We start from the raw sequence: 19,593 nt of genomic DNA on the forward strand, positions 1-19,593 counted from the left end.
CGCCACCCTGCCGACGCGGCGTGAACCCCGGAATCAACGGCTCAACAATCGCCCACAACTCGTCCGGCACCAGCCGCAGCGCAAGATCCGACGACATGCCCCCAAATCATGCCGCACACCGGCGGTCAAATCCACGTGAGACACGCTCTAAAGTGCGTGTTTGAGAAGTTGTTCTAGGTCGGTGTGGCGGCATGATGTTGCGTGTCGGTACGTGCAGGGTGTGGCAATGGCTCGGACGTCGTGTCACCCCTCGGACCTGACCGACTCACGCTGTGGCTTTCTGCCTGCGGCGGCACCGGCGAGGAGGGAAGCGATGTGCGTCCGGGTCCTCCACGCGGTCGCGGCGATGCTGGCGGCCGCCACACTGACATCAGGGTGCGGCGTCCGGCCGACCGGCATCATCAGCGCGGGCAGCATGCCGGTCGCCAATGGGCGCAGCATGACGATGACGCTCTACCTGGTGGCCGGCGACAAGCTGATGCCTGTCACCCGGCAGGGGCTGGCCGGTCACCCGATGCTGCCGCTCGTCCAACTCAGGATCCCGGTCACCGCGCAGGAGAGCCGCAGGGGCCTGCACACCAAGGTTCCCCACACAGAGGACGTATCGGGGTACTTGGTGCAGGCTTCCAGGGTGCTCGTCGCCTCGGTGACCGGCATCGACATCGGCCCGGGCGGACTGAAATCGGGCGGGGACTGGAGCCGGGTCGCGCTGGGGCAACTGGTGTGCACCGCGCAGGCCATTCCCGGGGTGTCGCGGGTTGCTTCGCTGGTGGCGGGGTGGCGTTCGTAGTCGCGGACCAGGCGCCGCTGTGCGGTGAGCCAGGCCGGCCGCCCACCGGCGGGGCAGCACGGCGACCTGAACGCTCGCGGCGCACACGGTCACCGTGATGAGCAGGCCGAGGGACGATGGAGCGCTTGCGTCCGGCCACCTTCTTGCCCGCGTCATACCCGCGGGTTTCCGGCCGACGGTGTCGGTGGCCTTGACGCTCTGGGAGTCGATGATGTCCGCGCTGGGGTCGGCGTCACGGCCCTCGCTCTGGCGGACCTGCTGGCGCAGCACGTCCAGCATCCGCAGCGTGACCCGCTGCTTCTCCCATCGCACGAAATACCAGTACGCAGACACATCGACCGAGATCAACTTTTTAAGAACGCACTAAGCTCGAACCGTCTGGAGTGAGTCGCTCCGGATCCCTCGGGCGGCGGGGTGTGGCCAATGAATGCTTGCCGTGGTTGTGGCTTTCCACGAATGGCCGCCTCGCCGCTCTGAAATCGTGTGGGTGGGGATCGACGTGGGCAAGGCGAGCCATCACGCGGTGGCCTCGACGCATCGGGCAAGAGGCGCACTGCGTCGAGCGGCACCTACTGCGTAGACACCCAAGCTCGGCCGCGTACCGCACAGCACGCTGGCCGGGCCCGGGAAATCGAGAACATCGCCCTCATGCCTTGGTGACACAGGAAGCCCCGCAGGCCCGTGGACACCGACCCGACCCTGGCCTGGTTCCGGCAGGACCCCATCACCGACGGTCGGAGCCGATGACGCTTATCCGAGGGAGACCACCCGCTGCGCATGCGAGGGACAGACCGCGGACCGATCCGTACCGCCGGATCGCGGCCACGCTCCATATCCCGCTGGTGGCCAGGGCCGCGGCCGCTGGACGGAGGCTACTGCTCGGGGGTCAGGACCGGGCTGTTGTGGTAGGCGGCGATCAGCCACCGAGCGTCGCGCTTCTCGAAGACCCAGGTGGCGTTCACCTTGCGGCGGTCGTCGGTGATCTCGGTTTCTCCGGGGAAGAGGATGGCGGATTCGCTGATGACGATCGCGGCGTCCTGCCCGAGGAAGCGGATGCTGAGCTGCTTGTTGGAGGTCGAGCTGCCCTTGAGGGGGCCCGCGAAGCCCTGGGCCATGCTCTGGCGGATCACCTCACGGCCGTCGCGGAGCGAGCCGGGCATGATGGCGGTCGCGTCGGTGGTGTAGTCGGCGACCATGCCGTCGGCGTCGCCGGCCTCCCACGCCTTGTAGGAGTCGGCCAGCACGGCCTGGATCGCGGCCTCGTCCTGGACACGGGTGTTCGGCATCGGGTTCTCCCTTGTGATCGGCTCGCCCGGGGTATTCCGGTGGGCTCGCCGATACATACCGGCGGCGCGGGCCGAACTCATCGCGCCGTCGTCAGGAAATTTCGGAGGGCAGGCCGAAGGCCGCGAAGATCTCGGGGCCTGGAACACCGAGTTCCGGCTGATGCCCTCGGCCGTGACGGTGAAGCTCTGGAGCGTGTGCAGCCGATACCCATCGCCGACGCGCCGGTAGGCGGCGAATCCGGGCTGGCCGCCGTTGGCGGTGACCTCCTCGATGAGCCGGTCCTTCCCGGCGGCATCGAACACCCAGCCCTTGAACTGGGCGTAGTTCCGCGTCCGGTGAACCAGTTGAGCAGCGGACGGCTCGCCGACCAGTTCCTGCCGGACCCCGGTCTCCTTCAGGCGGGCACGTGCCCGCTGCAGGGAACTGTTCACCGACGCGACGGTAGTGTCGAGGATCTCCGCTGTCTCGGACGCCGAGAAGGCGAGTACGTCACGCAGGATCAGCGCGCCGCGCTGCCGCGCCGCGCTGCCGCGCCGACAGATGCTGCAGGGCGGACGCGAACGCGAGCCGCAGGCTGCTGCGGTTGAGCACGGTCACGGCCGGGTCGCCCGCCCCCAGCGAGGAGCCCGGCAGGGGCTGGAGCCAGGAGTGCTCTCCCAGGACGAGTGGCGCGAGCGGATCCGACGCGGCCACCAGCCCCGACGGCAGCGGCCTGCCGCCCCGAGGCCTTAGCGCGGTCAGGCAGGCGTTCGTCGCGATCCTGTACAGCCAGGTCCGCACCGAACTGCGCATCTCGTCGTACTGCTCCCGAGCCCGCCACGCCCGCAGGTCCGTCTCCTGAACAAGGTCCTCCGCGTCGTGAACCAGCCCGGCATCCGGTAGCAGTACGTGAGCAGCTCAGTCCGGAACGGCTCGATCCGACGGTCGAAGCCCTCCTCCCCCGACATCACGCCACGCCCCTTCCCCACCCCTGCCGCATCCACGGGGATTGCGCCGGAATTCGCAACTCCGGCACACCCGGCTTGAGGGGTGTGGGCGGACGGTCCGGTTCGGGGATAGCGGGTGCGGCGGGTCGAGCACGTGCGCAATGTGCGGCGTGCTGGTCTGGGCGGGCGGCAGCGGGCGGACGCGGTCTACTGCTCACCGAGTGTCGGCTGCGATCTTGGCGAGCACGCCGGGAGGCAGGAGCGATCAGCGACGCTCTAGGATCAGAGGCAGCCTCTCAGGAATGCCGGCACAGGCCCTCACTGGGCCCGGCCCGGCCAAGCGTCGAGTGTCAGTGCCAGGCGCTGGAGGACTTCGCTGTGGGGAGTTCGCGCGCGAAGGCCACCGCCCCCGGGGCGGTGCAGGGATGCGGATGAGGATTGGGGACGCGATGGCCGCCAAGCGACGGTGGAGTGATCTCAGCAAGCGCACCCGCAGGCTGCTCGTCACGACGGCGATCGTCGAGGGCGTGCTCAAAGTGGCTGCTCTGGTCGACTTGAAGCGTCGTCCCGCCGATCAGATCCGGGGCCGCAAACGGTGGTGGGCCGTACTGATCATCCTCGTCAACTCCGTCGGGCTGGTGCCGGTCTCCTACTTCGTCCTCGGGCGCCGGCGCCCCTCCGGCCACGATTGAGCGCGGGGCCGGTCACAGCAGCCAGTGGCTGTTGCCGATGACAGAGGCGCGGTGCCCTGAGGGAATGGGATCCGGGGGGCGACGGCCGGCTTCCAGGAAGGTTCGGTCGTCGGCTGGCTCTCTCAGCGGAAGCGTCGCGTCGAGATCCGCCGATCCATGCGCCGTGTGCGAGCGGGACGACCAGACCTCGCCTGGGCGAGACACAGCGTCGCCACGCCGCCCGTCCGGCACGCGGTCCACGACCTTGATGGAGCGGGGCCCCAGCAAGTCCCGATACCGCACGAGCCTGGATTCGGCCATAACCGATCCGTCCGCCGCGCAGCGAAAATCGTTGCCTCAGCACTCGAGTTCATGGATGGCCGACGCGTTCCCGATTTTCCATTCGACCATCCGGTCGCTCGGAACCGCGCTCTGGCCTGCATGCGCGAAATCCACTGTCCGGGGCCTTGTCCTGCAGAGGCCTCCGAGGCCGACTGGCGAGCCCCAACAAAGCGCAGAGCAGCGCGGTCACGACCGCACCGGCCACGAGCAGCGAGAAGAACATCGCTAGGCTGAATCCCACGATCATGGTGTCCTCCCTCCTTGAGGTCCGGCTCTATCCCCTTTGATCATTGCCTGAAGACTGGGCGCACCCCCGGGCCTTACGCCCCTCCTGATAGGGACGTAGGGCCTCGGGTGGCCGTCATGTGCGAGTTCCGGCCGAGAACTGCGGGCCGCCATTCGGTCGTGACTCCGCCGACCGATCGTCCTTTCGGTCCGGCGAAGGAGCCCGGCCTCAGCGGGTGTCACCGTCCGCGCTCTTGCCGGCAGCGCCCAGGACGGCGGCACGGCCGGCCTCCAGGCGGGCAATCGGCACCCGGAACGGCGAGCAGGAGACGTAGTCCAGTCCCACCTGGTGGAAGTAGCGCACAGATGCGGGATCCCCAGCGTGCTCACCGCAGACGCCCAGTTCGAGGTCGGGCCGCCGGGCCCGGCCCTCCGCCGTGGCGATCTCTATCAGGCGGCCGACGCCGTCGCGGTCCAGCGTTTCGAACGGCGAGGCGCCGAAGACGCCCCTGTCCAGGTAGACGGTGAAGAACGCACCTTCGACATCGTCCCGGGAGAAGCCCCAGGTGGTCTGGGTGAGGTCGTTGGTGCCGAAGGAGAAGAACTGCGCGGCCTCGGCGATCCGCCCGGCGGTGAGCGCGGCCCGGGGCAGCTCGATCATGGTGCCGATCGGCATGGCGAGCGCGACGCCGGTCCGTGCGGCCACATCGGCGAGCACCCGTTCGGCGTCCGCACGGACGATCTCCAGCTCCCGCACCGCGCCGACCAGCGGGATCATGATCTGCCCGCGCGGGTCACCGCCCGCCCCGGCGCGTTCGGCGGCGGCCTCGGCGAAGGCCCGCACCTGCATGGCGAACAGCCCGGGGACGACCAGACCGAGCCGGACGCCCCGTAGGCCCAGCATCGGGTTCTGCTCGTGCAGGCGCCGCACGGCGGCCAGCAGCCGCCGGTCGCGCTCAACGGGCTCGCCCCGGGAGCCGGCGACCGCGACGCGCACCGAGAGTTCGGTCAGGTCGGGCAGGAACTCGTGGAGTGGCGGGTCGAGCAGCCGCACCGTGACCGGCAGGCCGTCCATCTCCGCCAGGATCGCAGCGAAGTCCGCGCGCTGCAGCGGCAGCAGCGCCTCAAGCGCCTCCTCCCGTTCGGCATCGGTGTCGGCGAGGATGACCCGTTCGATGAGGGGGCGCCTTTCCCCGAGGAACATGTGCTCGGTGCGGCACAGGCCGATGCCGCGCGCTCCGAAGCGCCGTGCCCGCGCGGCGTCCTGCGGCGTGTCGGCGTTGGCCCGGACTTCCAGCAGCCGGACGGCGTCGGCGTGCGACAGTATCCGGTGCACGGCCGCCACCAGTTCGTCCGCCTCCGGGCCGCGCGGGTCGAGCTCTCCTTCGAAGTACCGGACGACCGGAGACTGCACGACCGGCAGCTCCCCCAGGTACACGGCACCGCTGGAACCGTCCACGGAGACGACGTCCCCTTCGGCCACCACCACGCCCCCGGGACCGGTGAACCGCCGTCCCGCGGCGTCGACGTCGAGCTCCTCGACCCCGCACACGCAGGTGGTGCCCATGCCCCGGGCGACGACGGCGGCGTGCGAGGTCTTGCCGCCGCGGCTGGTCACGACGCCCGCGGCGGCGATCATGCCGCCCAGATCGTCGGGGTTGGTCTCGCGACGCACCAGCACGACCCGCTCACCGCTGCGCGCCCGTTCCATGGCCGTATGCGAGTCGAACACCACCCGGCCAACGGCGGCGCCGGGCGAGGCGGCGATCCCGGTGGCGATCGGACGGGCGCTCGGGCCCGCCTCGAAGCGGGGGAACGCCAGCCGGCCCAGCTGGTCGCCGTCGACCCTGCCGACGGCCTCGTCCATGCTGATGAGCCCCTCGTCGGCGAGCTGAACCGCGATCCGGAACGCGGCCTCGGCCGTGCGTTTGCCGACCCGCGTCTGCAGCATCCACAGCCTGCCGCGCTCGATGGTGAACTCGATGTCGCAGAGGTCGCGGTAGTGGCTCTCCAGCGTCCGCATGTTCTGGAGGAGTTCGTCGTAGGAGCGCTTGTCGATGCGTTCGAGTTCCTGGAGCGGCACGGTGTTGCGGGTCCCGGAGACCACATCCTCACCCTGGGCGTTCCGCAGGTAGTCGCCGTAGACGCCGGCGCGTCCCGTTCCGGGATCGCGGGTGAACGCCACGCCCGTGCCCGAATCCGCGCCGAGGTTGCCGAACACCATGGCCATGACGTTGACCGCGGTGCCGAGACCGTCCGGGATGTGCTCCCGCCTGCGGTACAGCTGGGCCCGCTCCCCGTTCCAGGAGTCGAAGACCGCGTTGATCGCCATGTCGAGCTGCGTGCGCGGATCCTGCGGGAAGGGGCGTCCCGTGGCGGCGAGGACGATGCACTTGAACTCCTCGACCAGAACCTTCAACTCCTCGACGCCGAGGGTCGTGTCGGCGTCGACGCCCTTGTCGCGCTTGGCCTTGTCCAATGCGTCCTCGAACCGCTCCCCCGCCACGCCGAGAACGGTCTTGCCGAACATCTGGATGAGGCGACGGTAGGAATCCCAGGCGAACCGCGCATCACCCGTCCGCGCGGCCAGCCCGGCCAGCGTCATGTCGTTGAGCCCGATGTTCAGGACGGTGTCCATCATTCCCGGCATGGAGAACTTCGCGCCGGAACGCACGGACACCAGCAGCGGGTCGCCGGGCTCCCCCAGAGCCCGCCCCGCCTTCACCTCCAGTGCGGCCAGATGCGTGCTCACGGCCTCCCGCAAACCCGCGGGCTCCCGGCGCGCGGCCAGGTACGCCCGGCACGCCTCGGTCGTGATCGTGAAGCCCGGAGGGACCGGCAACCCGAGACCGGCCATCTCGGCGAGGTTCGCGCCCTTCCCACCCAGCAGGTCGTTCAGGTCCTTGCCGCCTTCGGCGAAGTCGTAGACGAGCTTCGGCACGGGCGTCTCCTCCCGTTCGTCGCCGATCCGGGAAGATCAGCACTCTGGGGTCGACTCTGCCTTTGGCACTCCACCGGCAGCAGGGGGCGAAGGTCCCGCAACAGTCACCGAAGGGCTCGAGCCGAGCTTGTCGACGGCGTTGCCGGGCCATCCACCGACGCGAACCCTTCCCGACCGGGCGGGCGCTCTCGAGCAGACCTCCGGTCGAGCGCCGGCCGGGTCAAGGGGCTCGCGAGCGCATGCTTCAGCCGGGCTCGGCGAGGTAAGGGCCGAGGCCCTTCCAGCAGAAGTCGGTCATGTGCCGCGCCGCGTCCTCGATGCGCACCTGCGGGTGCCGGGTCCGCCACTGGGCGAGCCGCTCGCTCGCGCCGATGATGATCTCGGTGAACGCGGCGATCGCCTGCTCGCCGATATGGGGAGCGAACGCCGTCAGCGCCTCCGAGATCAGCGTGCCCTGCTGACGGCGGATCGCCTCGACGGCGTCCACCGTCTTCCAGGACCCGGCGGTGGGCCTGCTGAGCAGCATCGCGAACGACGTGCTGTGCTCGTCGACGAGCGTGAAGTAGGCGACCATCGCGTGCCACAGGACGTCCTCGGGCGTGGAAGCGGCGGCCATGGCCTTCCGGGTGACGTCCAGCAGCTCGGCCTTGGACCGGTCGACGCACGCGGCGAACAGGCCGTCCTTGGAGCCGAAGTACTCATACAGCATCGGCTTGGAGACGCCGCAGCGCTCGGCGATCTCGTCCATCGAGATGCCCTGGTAGCCGCGCTCGCCGAACACCTCCTCCGCCACGTCCAGCATCTGCCGTTCCCGGTCGGCGCGCGACATCCGGCGGCGGCGTTGCGGCGGACGCGGTGTGCCGGCACTCACAGCGGGCTCCTGACCGTCGCCCCGGAGGTCGTCCGGTGGTTCATCGAGGGGATGGCCGTTGCGGAGGGGCGGTGGAAGCACGCGGAACCAGGGTCATGGGGAGGGGACGAGGCGCGGTGGCGTGGCCGTCCATGGTGCGGAGGAGCGTTTGGAGGGCGACGGCGCCCAGTTCTTCGGCGGGTGCGACGACGGTGGAGAGCTGGGGTGTCGCGGCCTCGGAGAGCAGAGTGCCGGCGAAGCCCATGATCGACAGTTCGTCGGGGACCGGGATGCGCAGGTCGTGGGCGGCCATGAGCGCCCCGGCGGCGAGCAGGTCGTCGTCGCAGAACAGGGCGGTCGGCCTCGGTGTCAGCGACAGGAGCTGATGGGCGGCACCGCGGGCGGCCTGCAGGCTGAAGCCCGCCAGCACCTCCGGGCTCTCGGTGGCGGTGATACCGGCCCGGTCGAGTTCGCGGCGCCATCGGGAGGCCCGGGCCTTGAAGGTCGTGGGCGGCAGGTCGGTTCCGAGGTGGGCGATCCGGCGGTGACCGAGGTCGAGCAGGTGCCCGACCGCCGCCGTGGTGCCCTGCCGGACGTCGAGGAGGACACTGGTGAATCCGTCGGCGACGGCCTCGATGAGGACGGTCGGTCCGGGAGCGTCGGAGAGCGGCGGCTCGATCCCGAAGAGCATCATCGCGTCGATGGCTGCGGCGTTGAGGGCCTCCACGGCAGTGAGCTGCCAGTTCCTCTCGGGACCCGGCTCGATGAGCGCGACGGTGATCCCGTCCGCGCGTCCGGCTCGTTGTGCGCCGCGCAGCACATGGCCGAGGAAGGGGTTGGTGATGTCCGGCACCAGGAGGCCGACCGTTCGGGTACGTCCGGCGCGCAGGGTGCTGGCGGAGGCGTGCGGGCGGTAGCCGAGCTGCTGGGCGGCGTGCCGGACGCGTTGCTCCACCTCGGCCGAGACCCGGCCGGCCGCCTTGCCCGAGAACACCAACGACACCGTCGACTGGGACACGCCGGCCAGCTCGGCGACCTCGTGTCCGGTCGGACGGCGGTGTGCGCCGCCCGTGCCGCCGGGCGAGCGGCGGGATCGGCCGGTGGGGTCGTCGGTCATGGCGCGGCGATCTTAGCCGGAGGACCGGGCGGGCAGGCGGGTGAGGTGAACATGCGCACCAGTTCTTGCCGGAGGGTGGCGTCGGTGAAGGACGCTTGGACGGCGGCGAGGTTGCAGCGGGCCAGGTCGTCGGCCGTCCAGCCGAACGCCCGCCGGAGGCGTTCGTACTCCCGGTCCAGGGTCACATTGGCGACGGTGCGGGCGTCGGTGCTGATGGACAGCGAGATACCGGCCGATCTGAGGCGGTCGACCGGGTGGTCGGCGTAGGACGGCACCAGCCTCCCCATCGTCTGCACATTGGAGGTGGGACAGACCTCCAGGTGGACGCCGCCGGCGATGAGGCGTTCGACGGTGCGCTCGTCCTCGATGCTGCGGACCCCGTGCCCGATCCGCTCGGGGCCCAGACGGTCCAGGACGTCGTTGACGCCGTCGGCGCCTCGTGACTCGCCGGCGTGCGCCGTGATCCGCACACCGTGCTCGCGCGCGTGGCGGAAGGCCGCGACGTGCGCGTCCAGCCCGAACCCCGCCTCGTCGCCAGCGAGGTCGAACCCGGTGACCACGCCGCCGTCCAGCCGGGCGGCGGCCAGGCGGGCCGTGGCCATGCTCGCGTCGGCGTCGAAGTGCCGAAGCGTGCACAAGATGACGCTCGCCCGCACTCCCGTCGCGTCGCTCGCCTGGGCGACCGCGGTCTCGACCTCCTCGACGACACGCTCGGGCCGCATCCCGCCCGCCGTGTGCAGCAGCGGCGCGAACCGGATCTCGGCATAGGCAACGTTGTCGGCGACGAGTTGCGCGAACAGGTCATCGGTGACCAGGCGCAGTGCCCTGGGTGTCTGCATGAGCTGGACGATCCTGGTGGGCCTGGTGAGGAAGTCGACCAGATTCGCGCACTTGGCGGGGGCGACGTAGTCACGCAGGTACTCGGCCAGGGACGTGCCCGGCCGCAGTGCGGCGACGCAGGCGTAGCTGACACAGCAGTCCAGGTGCAGATGCAGCTCGGCCTTGGGCTGCGGACGCGGCAGGACCTCCATGAGCGGCTCCCTCTGGATCTTGACCATTGAACGTATTACATCATCTGCTCATAGGCCACCGTTGACGGACGTCATACGTTTTACTACCGTCCTTGGCGTTGACCGATCAAGGGGGCCGCCAATGCTGATCGCCAGGGACCGCAGGGGTGTGCTCGTGCTGGTCGCGAGCATGGGCGTCGTCATGGCGGCGGGCGCGGTCGCCAGTGCGGTGGCCGCCGTGTCCTCGGACGGTGGTACTTGGGGAACGCCGCCATGCGGCCTTTGATCATCGATACCGACACCGGCTCCGACGACGCGGTCGCCCTCGTGCTGGCCGCCGCCAGTGGTCTGGCCGACGTCCGCGCGGTGACCACGGTGGCGGGAAATGTGCCGCTGGAGACCGGCACCCGCAACGCGCTGATCTCGTTGGAGACCGCCGGACGCCCTGACATCCCCGTCCATGCCGGCTGCCCGCGACCCATGACGCGCGCCCTGTCCAGCGCCCAGCACGTCCACGGCCAGGACGGCATGGGCGACATCGGCCTGCCCGACCCCGTCACGGTCCCTCGGGGAGCACACGCGGTCGATGTCCTGCTGTCCCTGCCCCGCAGGCTCCCGGGCGAACTCACGCTGGTCACCCTCGCCCCGCTGACCAACATCGCCGCCGCTCTGCTGCGCGATCCGGCGCTGCTGACGAGGTTCCGGCACGTCTACTGCATGGCCGGCGCCGCCGACATGGCGGGCAACGTCTCCCCCACCGCCGAGTTCAACGTGTGGGCCGATCCCGAGGCGGCCCGAGTCCTCACCCAGGCCGCCACCCCGGACAAGGTGACGTGGATCGGCTGGGACGTCTCCCGCCGGGACGCGGTGATGACCCCGGCCGATCAGCGCCGGCTGGAGGAGATCGGCACCCCGCTGGCCTCATTCGCCCATCGCATCAACCGCACCGTCGCCGACTGGGCCCGCGACGTCACCGGCCTGGCCGGCTACGACCTGCCCGATCCGGTGGCCATGGCCGTCGCCCTCAAACCCGACCTGGTCACCGAGCAGGAAGAGGCGCACGTCGACATCGCCCTGGACGGCCTGACCCGCGGGCAGATGGTCATCGACCGGCGGAGGACGGCGCCGCCCCCCAACCTGACCTTGGTCCGCCGCGTGCACGAGGCCGGATTCAAGAGGCTGCTCTTCGACACCGTCGCCGCCCCCCTGCCCCGGCTGATCGGATAAAGAGGGTGATTCGGGTGTTGCCGGCCGAGGACATGGAACTCATCCGAGGAGCCCTCGTCGCGTTGCTGGGCCTGGAGAGCGATCTGGCCGTCGTGGCCGAGGCGGCGTCGGGGGACGCGGCGGTGGGGCTGGCGCTGGCGCACCGTACCGTGTCCGACCCGAACGTGCTCATGGAACTCACCGCACTGAACTCACCGCGGCTCGCCGCGCTGCCGGTCGTGGCCACGACCGGTCCGCTGTTCTCGATCGCGGTCACCGGCGCCGCAGTCGTCACCTGGGTCCGCGGCTGGCGGGGGTGGACGGGCCGGCTCTCGTACACGCTCCTGGTAGTGGCCGCCGTGGCCTTCTACGAGGAAGTACTTCCGAGATCACATTGGACCGTTTCGCTCTTTGTTTGATTTTCGAGGGAGAGTCATTCGATGGGACTTGCGAGATCTGCGCGGATCGCTGTGGCCGCCGCCGTCACGCTCGGGCTGTGCACGCCGGCCGTGAACGCCGACGTCCGGTACGAACCAGGTGCGCCCGGGCTGGGCGACCCCTACTTCCCCGATCTCGGCAACGGCGGATACGACGTCGACCACTACCACCTGAAGACCGCCTACGATCCCGCGACCGACCAGCTCATCGGCGAGACCACCATCAGAGCGACCGCCACCCAGAACCTGTCCCGGTTCAATCTCGACCTCTACAAGATGAACGTCCGATCGGTGCAGGTGAACGGGCACCGCGTCCCGTTCGCCCGCACCGGCGAACGGGAACTGGAGATCACGCCGCGCCGAGGATTGCGGAACAGGAGCCGGTTCACGGTGGTCGTCCGGTACGACGGCATCCCCGAGACGCTGGGCGGCCCGATCGGGTTCGACCTGCCGTACGGGTTCCTGCATACCGGCGACGGCGCGACGATCGTCTCCGAGCCGAACGCCGCGTCCACCTGGTTCCCCGCCAACGACCATCCGCGCGACAAAGCGTTCTTCACGATCGAGACCACCGTGCCGCAAGGCCTCCAGGTGATCGGCAACGGCCGTCTGGTCAAGCGGTGGCGCGCCGGCGGCAAGGACACCTTCGTGTGGCGCGAGGACCACCCTATGGCGACCTACCTGGCGACCGGCTCGATCGGACGGTTCAACATCTCGACGACCATCACGGGCAAGGGCATCCCGCAGCTCGACGCGGTCGATCCAGGGGTGGCGTCCGACCGGGGCTCGGTCAGCACCCCGGCGTGGACGGCGCAGGCGACCGACGAGCTGGCCAACTACTTCGGCCCCTACCCGTTCACCACGACCGGCTCGATCATCGAGAACAACAACGTTCCGCCGCTCAACGTCCCCAACGCGCTGGAGACGCAGACCCGCCCCACCTACGAAACGCCGCCCGTGGAGAAGGGCGTGGTGCACGAGATCAGCCACCAGTGGTTCGGCAACAGCGTTTCGATCGGCCGCTGGAGTGACACCTGGCTGAACGAGGGCTACGCGGTCTGGACGGAGAAGTACTGGGCGGAGAAGCACGGCGGTCAGTCCGCGCAGGAGGCGTTCCAGCAGATCTACGCCGACCCGCCGCCCATGCCGCCTGGTCGCCCTGGTTTCTGGGACCTCGCGATCGCCGCCCCGTCCCGCGACCAAATGTTCCACCGCTCGATCTACCTCCGCGGCGGGATGACGTTGCAAGCGCTCCGGCACAGGATCGGCGACGAGCAGTTCCTGCGGCTGACCCGCACCTGGCTGGCCGAGCACCAGTACGGCGACGCCACCACGGAGGACTACGAAGCGCTCGCCGAGCGGATCTCCGGGCAGGACCTCCGCGAGTTCTTCCGGGTCTGGCTGCACTCGCCGGGCAAGCCCACCTGGGATCGTTAAGACCCCGCTTCGGGGGTCGGCTAAAGCCTACGGTGACGTGGGGATCGACTGGTGCTAGTACTCCAAGCGGGACGCCGACCGCCTTCAGCGGTTCGGGCTGACCGCTGAAGGCGACGAGGCCCACTCCTGACCAGAGCGCGGCACGCTCACGCCACGTCCATGCCGAGCGGTCACGGGGAGCTCACAGCAGACGGTCCGCCCCGGGCGGGGCTCAGGTGCGACCGGGCGGTGCGCGGGCGGCGAGCTCGCTCCGCGGCGTCCCGTCGGCCTTGTCCGGTCGTTGTCGGGTGTCATTGACCAGGGTGGGCTGTGTCCCCGTGCCCCAGTGCCGCTGGGGCACGGGGACGGAGGTTACGGGACGATGATCACTTGGTACCACTCGTGGTCGATGATGCGGTCGGCCACGACGGCACGACCGAGTTCGCCTCCCGCGCCCGTGTTCTCGTTCAGGGGGACGTGGGCCCGTATACAGGGCGCGTTCAAGGTGCCCCGTACGAGTTTGACGCTCCATATGCCGCTGTCCAGCCGGGGGATGATCTCCGCGCACAGGGAGCCGTTCGTGCCGCCCTGGGTGGACTTGGCGAAGGGGAACTCGTCACAGGAATCGTCTGTGACCGTGGGGTCCGGCTTGAAGGGCAGCGGGCCAAGCGTGCAGGACTGCGCGCGCCTGTTCTTCGCGTTCGTATCGTCGGCGTCGCGTTGGAGCGGTTTGTCGGCGGTGCCGAAGTTGTTGGTCGTGAGGTTCTTCTGTGCCCACTCGTAGGCGACGGCGGCGGCCCCGTAGACGGATTTGGGCAAGGTCACGTTGGCCAGGTGCCCCATGACGATGCAGCCGGGACCGTTGCCGACCTGCGCGTCACAGCGCAGTTCGGGGCCGTACCAGCTTCCGTTGATCTGTACGGGGGTCGCGCCGAGGATCTCCCCCTCCACTTGGTAGGCGGGCTGGATGAACGAGACGGCCCCGTTGGAGACGGTGGAGTTGTAGGTGAGGGTGCCCTCCTTGGCCTCGTCAGGGCCCAGAGCCACGGGTGCGCCGCCCCAAGCCGGTGCCCCCGCGATGCACTGACCGCTGCAGGTGGAACTCAGGGCCAGCGTCACGCCGGGGATATTGGGCGTCATTTCGGCGACGAGGACGGTGATGTCCTCGCGCCACTGCGCGTTCGAGGAGCTGAGTTGGGCCGGAGCCACGATCGCGACCAGGGCGTGGCCGATCTCCTGGCCGTTGCCGTCGAGGAGCGCGTATCTGACGCTCTCCCGCGTGCAGTATGCGTGGCGGGTGGAGACGACAGGGCTGTCGGAGGGGTCGGTGCAGAGGTCTGCCGGGTTGCGGGCAGTGATGCGGGCGTGGGCGCGGATGGGGGCGGGCGCCGCCACCTTGAGGCAGGTCCAGGCCGCGCCCTGCCGCTGGACTCTGGAGCCGGGGGCGGTGGGCGCGCATGAGCCGTGGCCGTGAGGAGTCACCCGGCTCTTGGCCAGTGCGGCGGCGGCCGGTAAGGCGCCCAGGGTGAGGAGACCTGCGGCGAGGGTGAGGGAGGCCATCGCCGCCAGAAGGCGTCTGGCGCGCGTCACGGGCGGTCCCTCTTCTCTTTTCGATTTCATACAGACATGATTGTCTGTCAGAGATGTTCAGACCACCGGCCCGGCCCATCCGGCCGAAAGGGGACACAACGATGCGCTCTACGCGATTCGCCAGCCGTACCGGCAGAGCACTCATGGCCGCCACCGCCTCGGCCGCCTGCGCGGTCACCGCCCTGGGGCTGGCGGAATTACCGGCCGCCGCCGCCGCGCCCGCCGCCCAGCAGGCGGCCGCGCCCGGCCAGGCCTGTACCGCAGCCGACCTCGGCCAGCGCCACCCGATCATCAAGAGCGTCGAGGTCTCCCCGACGATCACTCACTTCACCGGCTGGTACGTGACCCAGGGCACGACCGGGACCCAGACCGTCACCACCAGCACCCAGACGACCATCTCGGTCTCCGTCGGCTTCAACGGCAGTGTCCAGGGCAGCTTCGCCACCGAAGCCCTCGGCATGGTCGGCGCGAGCGCGGGCCTGAACGTGCAGGTGAACTACTCCTCCACCAGCACCGCTTCGCAATCGATCACGTGGAACTTCCGCGAGCCCGGCTACTACGGCCTCTACAAGGGGACCAAGAAGGTCACCGGCACCTACGGAAGCCTCAACTGCAACCGCGTCCAACTGGACGACGGCACCTATGCCCTGAAGTGGATCGAGGGACCCGACAGCGGCAGCTACACCACCTACACCACCCTCGAAGAGGGCGCCGTGCGCTGCCAGGACACGGTGCCCGCCAACAGCATCATGCGCAAGGCGCAAGAGCTCCTCGACTGCACCAGCGCCGCCGCGAAGGCCGAGCACCCGGCAGGTGCGGTGGCGCCGACGGCCAAGCAGCTGCGAGACCGCCGCGCGCAGCGCCCGGCGCCCACCGGCGGCACGTCCGCCGAACAGCCCAAGGCCACCGGACGCAGCGCGCGGGCCGCTCTCGCCTGCCAGCCCGACGCCTACAAGATCGCTGTACCCGGGCAGCCCCTGTCCTGGGGCGGGCCGCTCTTGGCGGACGACGGTGTCCGCCTGCGGCCCTCGTCGATCTTCAGTGCCCACCTGGACAACTGGCGGCTGTGCAACGTGACGGAGCACGACGGGATCCTCGAGGCGTCCCTGTGGAACTGGGGCAACGGCGGATGCGCGACCATCACCCAGCAGAACGCGGCCACCGAACAGGCCGTCCTGATGACGGTCTCCTGCACCGAGGACGACCTCCAGCGGTTCTACATCTACCGCGACGTGCCCGGCTCCGACAAGATCGGCATCCAGAACAAGTACACCGGCTCCATGATGGGCCACGACCGGTACGCGGACGGGGAGTTCATCCGCCAGTACTCCAGCGGCAGGCAGGACGGCTCCGGTACCTATGCCCTGGTGAAGGTCTGACCCTTACCCGCCTTACACGGTCCGGCCTGGCCCTGGTCGCCCAGCTTCGTCACGCGTGAAACGAAGTTGGGCGACCGGCCCTACCTCACGAACACGTTGTATATGCCTGAGCGACTTACCGATATACGGCGGGCACGGTCAGGGGCTACTTGCCCCGGTCGGCTCCGTCCGCGGCGGCCCCGCTGGCGCGGCCGGATCACGCATCGGGCGTCGTGCCAACCCGAGGAGGTCCTCGATGACCCGCGGCGGAAGCCGTTCAGCCACGACATCGTGCGCTCGACCACTCAGCGGTGTCGGCCAAGGCGATCCGAGCGCTCGACACCACGCCGGGCGATCCGCGGGACGATGCCCCGGCCGCGCAGGAACCTGCGCAGGTCGGCATAGCCGTAGCCCCTGTCGGCGTGCAGTCTTGCGGGACGTCGCCGCCGCGGCCCGCGCCGAGAGCGGACCGGCGGGATACTGCGCACCAGCGATCTTCGACCCGTTCTTGCCGCGGTCGACAGGAGTCGGGCCCGTCAGTTCCCCCTCTGACCGCCCGGACGTTGACCGAGTCGATCGTGCACCGCGACCAGTCCACCTCGCCAACCGCCCCCCAACTCGTCCAACACGCCGGAACTTCGTTTGAAGGAACCTGAGGCGTGCACCCGAGCTCCGCCCTCATCGGCGGGACGACAGTCCGTCAACGGGGAGGGTTCGGGGTAGTCCGAAGCGCGTCATGACGTTGGTGCTGAAGCTGGTGATGGCGGTGATGCGATCGCTGGCGGTGGTGACGACCAGGAGGCAGTAGGCGCGGTGGACAGCGGCGTGGGGGTCCGCCAGGTACAGGCCGAAGGCGGGCTGGCCGTTGGCGCGGGTGGGTACCACGCGGTAGGCGCGGCCGGGGCGGAAGCTGACGGCGGCGAAGATGCGCCGGGCTGATTCGATGCCGCGGTATTCCAGCATGGCCGGGGGCATGGAGAGCCTCACGTCGGTGACGAGCAGTTCGATCAGGGCGTCCAGGTCAGCGCGTTCCAGGGCGTCGGTGAAGCGGGCGACGAGCCGGTGTTCGGCGGCGGTATCGGGTTGGCGTGCCGGCCTGCGGCTGCCGCTGCTGCCGGAGTCGGCGAGGTGGTCGTCGACGGTGGCGCGGGCACGTTTGAGGGCGCTGTTCACGGCTTCCCGAGTGGTGTCGAGCATCTGGGCGGCTTCGGCGGCGTGGTAGCCGAGGACGTCGCGGAGGACGAGCGCGGCGCGTTGGCGTGGGGGCAGCAGTTGTAGGGCGGTGATGAAGGCCAGGGAGATGGCCTCGGTGGCCTCGTAGCGGGCCTCCGGACCGGGGCGCTGGTCGACGAGGTGGTCGAGCAGGACGTCGGGGTAGGGCTCCAACCAGGGCGGGGCGTCCGCGGCGCCGGTGGGTTCGGGCAGAGCGGCCTCGGGCAGCGGGGGTGCGACGCGGGGGCGTCGGCCGTCGGCGCGCAGCATGCTCAGGCACCGATTGGTCGCGATCTTGTAGAGCCAGGTCCGGAGCGAGGACCGCCGGCCGAATCCGCCGAGGTTGCGCCAGGCGGACAGGAGGGTCTCCTGGAGTGCGTCCTCGGCGTCCTGCAGGGATCCCAGGATGCGGTAGCAGTGCACCTGCAACTCGTGGGAGTGGCCCTGGACCAGGTCGCGGAACGCGTTGTGGTCGCCGGCCCGGGCCCGAGCGAGCAGGGCCGTCGTGTCCGTCTCCATCGGCATGCATCCTCGCTCTTCTTCGTCCCGCAGGGCTCGGTCGGCCCGCTCAACGGTAAGGACGCCGTCGGGTTGGCGAATTGGGCGGTGTTGCGCCGCCCAATTCGGGCGGGCGCGGGCGTCCACCCGGATGGAGGCGCTCCCAGTCCGGGGCGCGCCCCGGACACAGAACAGGACCGCAGATCATGGCCAAGTACGTTCTCTCCTTCCGTGTGCCCTCCGACTACGCGCCCCACGCCGGGACGGCGGCCGAGTGGCGGGCCTGGTTCGGCGGGCTGGGCCCGGCCCTGGTGGACATCGGCCACGCGGTGACCGATCACGCCTCGCTCGGCGAGGTCGGCGGCCGTGGCTCCCGGATGGTCGCCCACTCGGTGGTGTCCGCCGATGACATGGACTCCGCGCTGGCGCTGGCCAAGGACTGCCCGGTGATGCGGGTCGGCGGCGGCGTCGAGGTCGGCCCCGTGATGGAAGACGCCGGGTCGTGAGCGACGCCATGACCGCATCGGCAGCGGCGCCGGAGGGGCGGTCCCGGCGACCGGGCGCGGCAAGGTCGCGCTGACGCTGCCGCCTCACCGCGGACGTCTCAACACAGGCAACCCCCCACAAGCCACAGCAAGGAGAATCACGGTGGGAAAGATCGTGGTCAGCCAGAACATCACGCTCGACGGCGTCGTCGAGGACCCGAGCGGCGAGGGAGGGTTCAGGCACGGCGGCTGGTTTCAACAGTTCATGGACCAGGACTGGGAGGCGTGGGCAGAGCTCGAACTGGCCGAGGCACAAGGCGCCGAGGCGCTGCTGCTGGGTCGGCGGAGCGACGAGTACTTCGCCACACGCACGTCGATCCTGAGCGGCGAGTGGGTGGACGCTCTGAACCGCCTGCCCAAATACGTCGTGTCCGCGACGCTCCAGGAGCCCGAATGGACGAACGCGACCGTCCTGACGGGCGAGGTGGTCAGCGAGGTCTCGAAGCTCAAGCAACGGATACGGGGCGAGCTCGTCGTGTATGCCAGCCGCCCGCTCGTGCGCACGCTGATGGAGCACGACCTGGTCGACGAGTTGCGCCTGACCGTCTTCCCGGTCGTGCTCGGCGCGGGCGAGCGCCTGTTCGGCGAGACCAGCGACAAGCGGCCCCTGCGCCTGATCCACACGAAGACCGTGGGGAACGGTCTCGCCCACCTGACCTACGAGCGCGCCCGCGAGGCTTGAACAGTCGAGTCGGCCATCCACGAGATGGTCGAGGCCGAGCAGTATGTCAACCAGCCGGTCACCTTCCGCTACCTGGCGGCTCGGGATACGTTCGGGAGGACAACGCCGAACTGGAACGCCGCCTGTCCGCCGCCGGCTGCACCTGACCTGCCCCCGCGCCGCGGCAACGGCACGGCCGCGCCGAGGGGCGCCGCATGAATTCGTCGCCGCGGCTGCAGCCGCAGCCGCTGCGACGAAAACCCGTGGGAGGCTCCGGGTTATCACGGGAGTTTGCGTGTGCTCCGAATATCGGGACGCTCGGCGTACAGATTGTCGGTGGTGACGCCAATGACGACGATGCCGTCGACGACAGCCCAAAAATGAAGGTTTCCTCCCCCGAAGCCGGCGCCCCCTCGTCCCGCCGATGAACCGTCCGACAGGCGGGTCGGCCGAGGTTCCGCATGTGGCGCGGACCGCGTGATGTTCGACCAGGCAGGCCGTCGGCTGCGAG

General features: G+C 69.8%; 17 protein-coding genes and 2 pseudogenes. 9 read left to right on the forward strand and 10 right to left on the reverse strand.

Going from position 1 to position 19,593, the window contains the following annotated elements; all coding sequences use genetic code 11:
• Positions 1 to 313 precede the first annotated feature (313 nt).
• Positions 314 to 790: a hypothetical protein gene (locus tag J4557_RS42885; RefSeq protein WP_208272582.1), complete on the forward strand. Its 477-nt coding sequence runs from the start codon at positions 314 to 316 to the stop codon at positions 788 to 790.
• A gap of 872 nt (positions 791 to 1,662) precedes the next feature.
• On the opposite strand, the gene J4557_RS51995 is transcribed toward J4557_RS42885, so the two are convergent.
• The 3 genes and pseudogenes from J4557_RS51995 to J4557_RS50365 form a co-directional block, all read right to left on the reverse strand.
• Positions 1,663 to 2,508 (reverse strand): SgcJ/EcaC family oxidoreductase, encoded by an 846-nt coding sequence (locus tag J4557_RS51995; protein ID WP_307800534.1) that lies wholly within the window; start codon positions 2,506 to 2,508, stop codon positions 1,663 to 1,665.
• Between the two features lie 24 nt (positions 2,509 to 2,532).
• Positions 2,533 to 2,580 (reverse strand): annotated as a pseudogene (locus J4557_RS52345) (hypothetical protein); the annotation flags it as partial.
• Positions 2,567 to 2,962: a sigma factor gene (locus J4557_RS50365; RefSeq protein ID WP_307800538.1), complete on the reverse strand. Its 396-nt coding sequence runs from the start codon at positions 2,960 to 2,962 to the stop codon at positions 2,567 to 2,569. The gene J4557_RS50365 and the pseudogene J4557_RS52345, both read right to left, overlap by 14 nt.
• Before the next feature lie 472 nt (positions 2,963 to 3,434).
• Here J4557_RS50365 and J4557_RS42900 point away from each other — a divergent pair, with 472 nt between their 5' ends.
• Positions 3,435 to 3,695: a DUF5652 family protein gene (locus J4557_RS42900; protein ID WP_208272583.1), complete on the forward strand. Its 261-nt coding sequence runs from the start codon at positions 3,435 to 3,437 to the stop codon at positions 3,693 to 3,695.
• A 775-nt stretch (positions 3,696 to 4,470) separates the two neighbouring features.
• Here J4557_RS42900 and ppdK read toward each other — a convergent pair.
• From ppdK to add, 4 genes are all read right to left on the reverse strand, one after another.
• The gene (ppdK, locus tag J4557_RS42905; RefSeq protein ID WP_208272584.1) at positions 4,471 to 7,182 is read right to left on the reverse strand and encodes a pyruvate, phosphate dikinase; all 2,712 of its coding nucleotides are present in this window, start codon (positions 7,180 to 7,182) and stop codon (positions 4,471 to 4,473) included.
• A gap of 244 nt (positions 7,183 to 7,426) precedes the next feature.
• Complete coding sequence (locus tag J4557_RS42910) at positions 7,427 to 8,053, reverse strand: TetR/AcrR family transcriptional regulator (protein ID WP_307800535.1); 627 nt, start codon at positions 8,051 to 8,053, stop codon at positions 7,427 to 7,429.
• Between the two features lie 40 nt (positions 8,054 to 8,093).
• Positions 8,094 to 9,149 carry a LacI family DNA-binding transcriptional regulator gene (locus J4557_RS42915; protein WP_208272585.1) on the reverse strand — a complete coding sequence of 352 codons (1,056 nt, stop codon included), beginning with the start codon at positions 9,147 to 9,149 and terminating at the stop codon, positions 8,094 to 8,096.
• Entirely contained in the window at positions 9,146 to 10,207 is a 1,062-nt protein-coding gene (gene add / locus J4557_RS42920) for an adenosine deaminase (RefSeq protein WP_208272586.1), read from the reverse strand. Before add ends, J4557_RS42915 begins: the two co-directional genes overlap by 4 nt.
• Positions 10,208 to 10,301: 94 nt before the next feature.
• On the opposite strand from add, the gene J4557_RS42925 reads away from it, so the two are divergent.
• The 4 genes from J4557_RS42925 to J4557_RS42940 are packed head-to-tail and all read left to right on the forward strand — an operon-like array spanning position 10,302 to position 13,239.
• Positions 10,302 to 10,445, forward strand: coding sequence for a hypothetical protein (locus tag J4557_RS42925; RefSeq protein WP_208272587.1), 144 nt, complete (start codon positions 10,302 to 10,304; stop codon positions 10,443 to 10,445).
• Positions 10,433 to 11,386 (forward strand): nucleoside hydrolase, encoded by a 954-nt coding sequence (locus J4557_RS42930; RefSeq protein WP_208272588.1) that lies wholly within the window; start codon positions 10,433 to 10,435, stop codon positions 11,384 to 11,386. The genes J4557_RS42925 and J4557_RS42930 overlap by 13 nt, the downstream gene beginning before the upstream one ends.
• 5 nt (positions 11,387 to 11,391) lie before the next feature.
• Entirely contained in the window at positions 11,392 to 11,784 is a 393-nt protein-coding gene (locus J4557_RS52350) for a response regulator (protein ID WP_372442583.1), read from the forward strand.
• Between the two features lie 21 nt (positions 11,785 to 11,805).
• A complete protein-coding gene (locus tag J4557_RS42940; protein ID WP_208272589.1) occupies positions 11,806 to 13,239 on the forward strand; it encodes a M1 family metallopeptidase in 1,434 nt (477 codons plus the stop codon).
• A gap of 351 nt (positions 13,240 to 13,590) precedes the next feature.
• Here the strand turns inward: J4557_RS42940 and J4557_RS42945 are convergent, their stop codons facing one another.
• Positions 13,591 to 14,808, reverse strand: a complete 1,218-nt coding sequence (locus J4557_RS42945) for a NucA/NucB deoxyribonuclease domain-containing protein (protein ID WP_208272590.1) — start codon at positions 14,806 to 14,808, stop codon at positions 13,591 to 13,593.
• Positions 14,809 to 14,951: 143 nt separating this feature from the next.
• Here J4557_RS42945 and J4557_RS42950 point away from each other — a divergent pair, with 143 nt between their 5' ends.
• A complete protein-coding gene (locus tag J4557_RS42950; protein WP_208272591.1) occupies positions 14,952 to 16,187 on the forward strand; it encodes a hypothetical protein in 1,236 nt (411 codons plus the stop codon).
• Positions 16,188 to 16,474: 287 nt separating this feature from the next.
• Here the strand turns inward: J4557_RS42950 and J4557_RS52355 are convergent.
• Together J4557_RS52355 and J4557_RS42960 are read right to left on the reverse strand one after the other, a co-directional pair.
• Positions 16,475 to 16,642: pseudogene (locus J4557_RS52355) on the reverse strand (IS5/IS1182 family transposase); the annotation flags it as partial.
• A 202-nt stretch (positions 16,643 to 16,844) separates the two neighbouring features.
• Positions 16,845 to 17,897, reverse strand: a complete 1,053-nt coding sequence (locus J4557_RS42960) for a sigma-70 family RNA polymerase sigma factor (RefSeq protein ID WP_208272592.1) — start codon at positions 17,895 to 17,897, stop codon at positions 16,845 to 16,847.
• Positions 17,898 to 18,082: 185 nt separating this feature from the next.
• On the opposite strand from J4557_RS42960, the gene J4557_RS42965 reads away from it, so the two are divergent.
• The gene (locus J4557_RS42965; RefSeq protein WP_208272593.1) at positions 18,083 to 18,382 is read left to right on the forward strand and encodes a hypothetical protein; all 300 of its coding nucleotides are present in this window, start codon (positions 18,083 to 18,085) and stop codon (positions 18,380 to 18,382) included.
• A gap of 142 nt (positions 18,383 to 18,524) precedes the next feature.
• Entirely contained in the window at positions 18,525 to 19,103 is a 579-nt protein-coding gene (locus J4557_RS42970; RefSeq protein ID WP_208272594.1) for a dihydrofolate reductase family protein, read from the forward strand.
• Positions 19,104 to 19,593: the final 490 nt, after the last annotated feature.

It is taken from the genome of Actinomadura nitritigenes (assembly GCF_017573545.1).
In the GTDB taxonomy this organism is placed as follows: domain Bacteria; phylum Actinomycetota; class Actinomycetes; order Streptosporangiales; family Streptosporangiaceae; genus Spirillospora; species Spirillospora nitritigenes.

Excerpts from the sequence above, each read along its gene's own strand:
- J4557_RS42965 (WP_208272593.1), top strand. The coding sequence starts at position 18,083 with ATGGCCAAGTACGTTCTCTCCTTCCGTGTGCCCTCCGACTACGCGCCC.
- J4557_RS42960 (WP_208272592.1), bottom strand. The coding sequence starts at position 17,897 with ATGGAGACGGACACGACGGCCCTGCTCGCTCGGGCCCGGGCCGGCGAC.
- J4557_RS42930 (WP_208272588.1), top strand. The coding sequence starts at position 10,433 with ATGCGGCCTTTGATCATCGATACCGACACCGGCTCCGACGACGCGGTC.
- J4557_RS42915 (WP_208272585.1), bottom strand. The coding sequence starts at position 9,149 with ATGACCGACGACCCCACCGGCCGATCCCGCCGCTCGCCCGGCGGCACG.
- J4557_RS42925 (WP_208272587.1), top strand. The coding sequence starts at position 10,302 with ATGCTGATCGCCAGGGACCGCAGGGGTGTGCTCGTGCTGGTCGCGAGC.
- J4557_RS42885 (WP_208272582.1), top strand. The coding sequence starts at position 314 with ATGTGCGTCCGGGTCCTCCACGCGGTCGCGGCGATGCTGGCGGCCGCC.
- J4557_RS42950 (WP_208272591.1), top strand. The coding sequence starts at position 14,952 with ATGGCCGCCACCGCCTCGGCCGCCTGCGCGGTCACCGCCCTGGGGCTG.
- J4557_RS42940 (WP_208272589.1), top strand. The coding sequence starts at position 11,806 with ATGGGACTTGCGAGATCTGCGCGGATCGCTGTGGCCGCCGCCGTCACG.
- J4557_RS42900 (WP_208272583.1), top strand. The coding sequence starts at position 3,435 with ATGAGGATTGGGGACGCGATGGCCGCCAAGCGACGGTGGAGTGATCTC.
- add (WP_208272586.1), bottom strand. The coding sequence starts at position 10,207 with ATGGTCAAGATCCAGAGGGAGCCGCTCATGGAGGTCCTGCCGCGTCCG.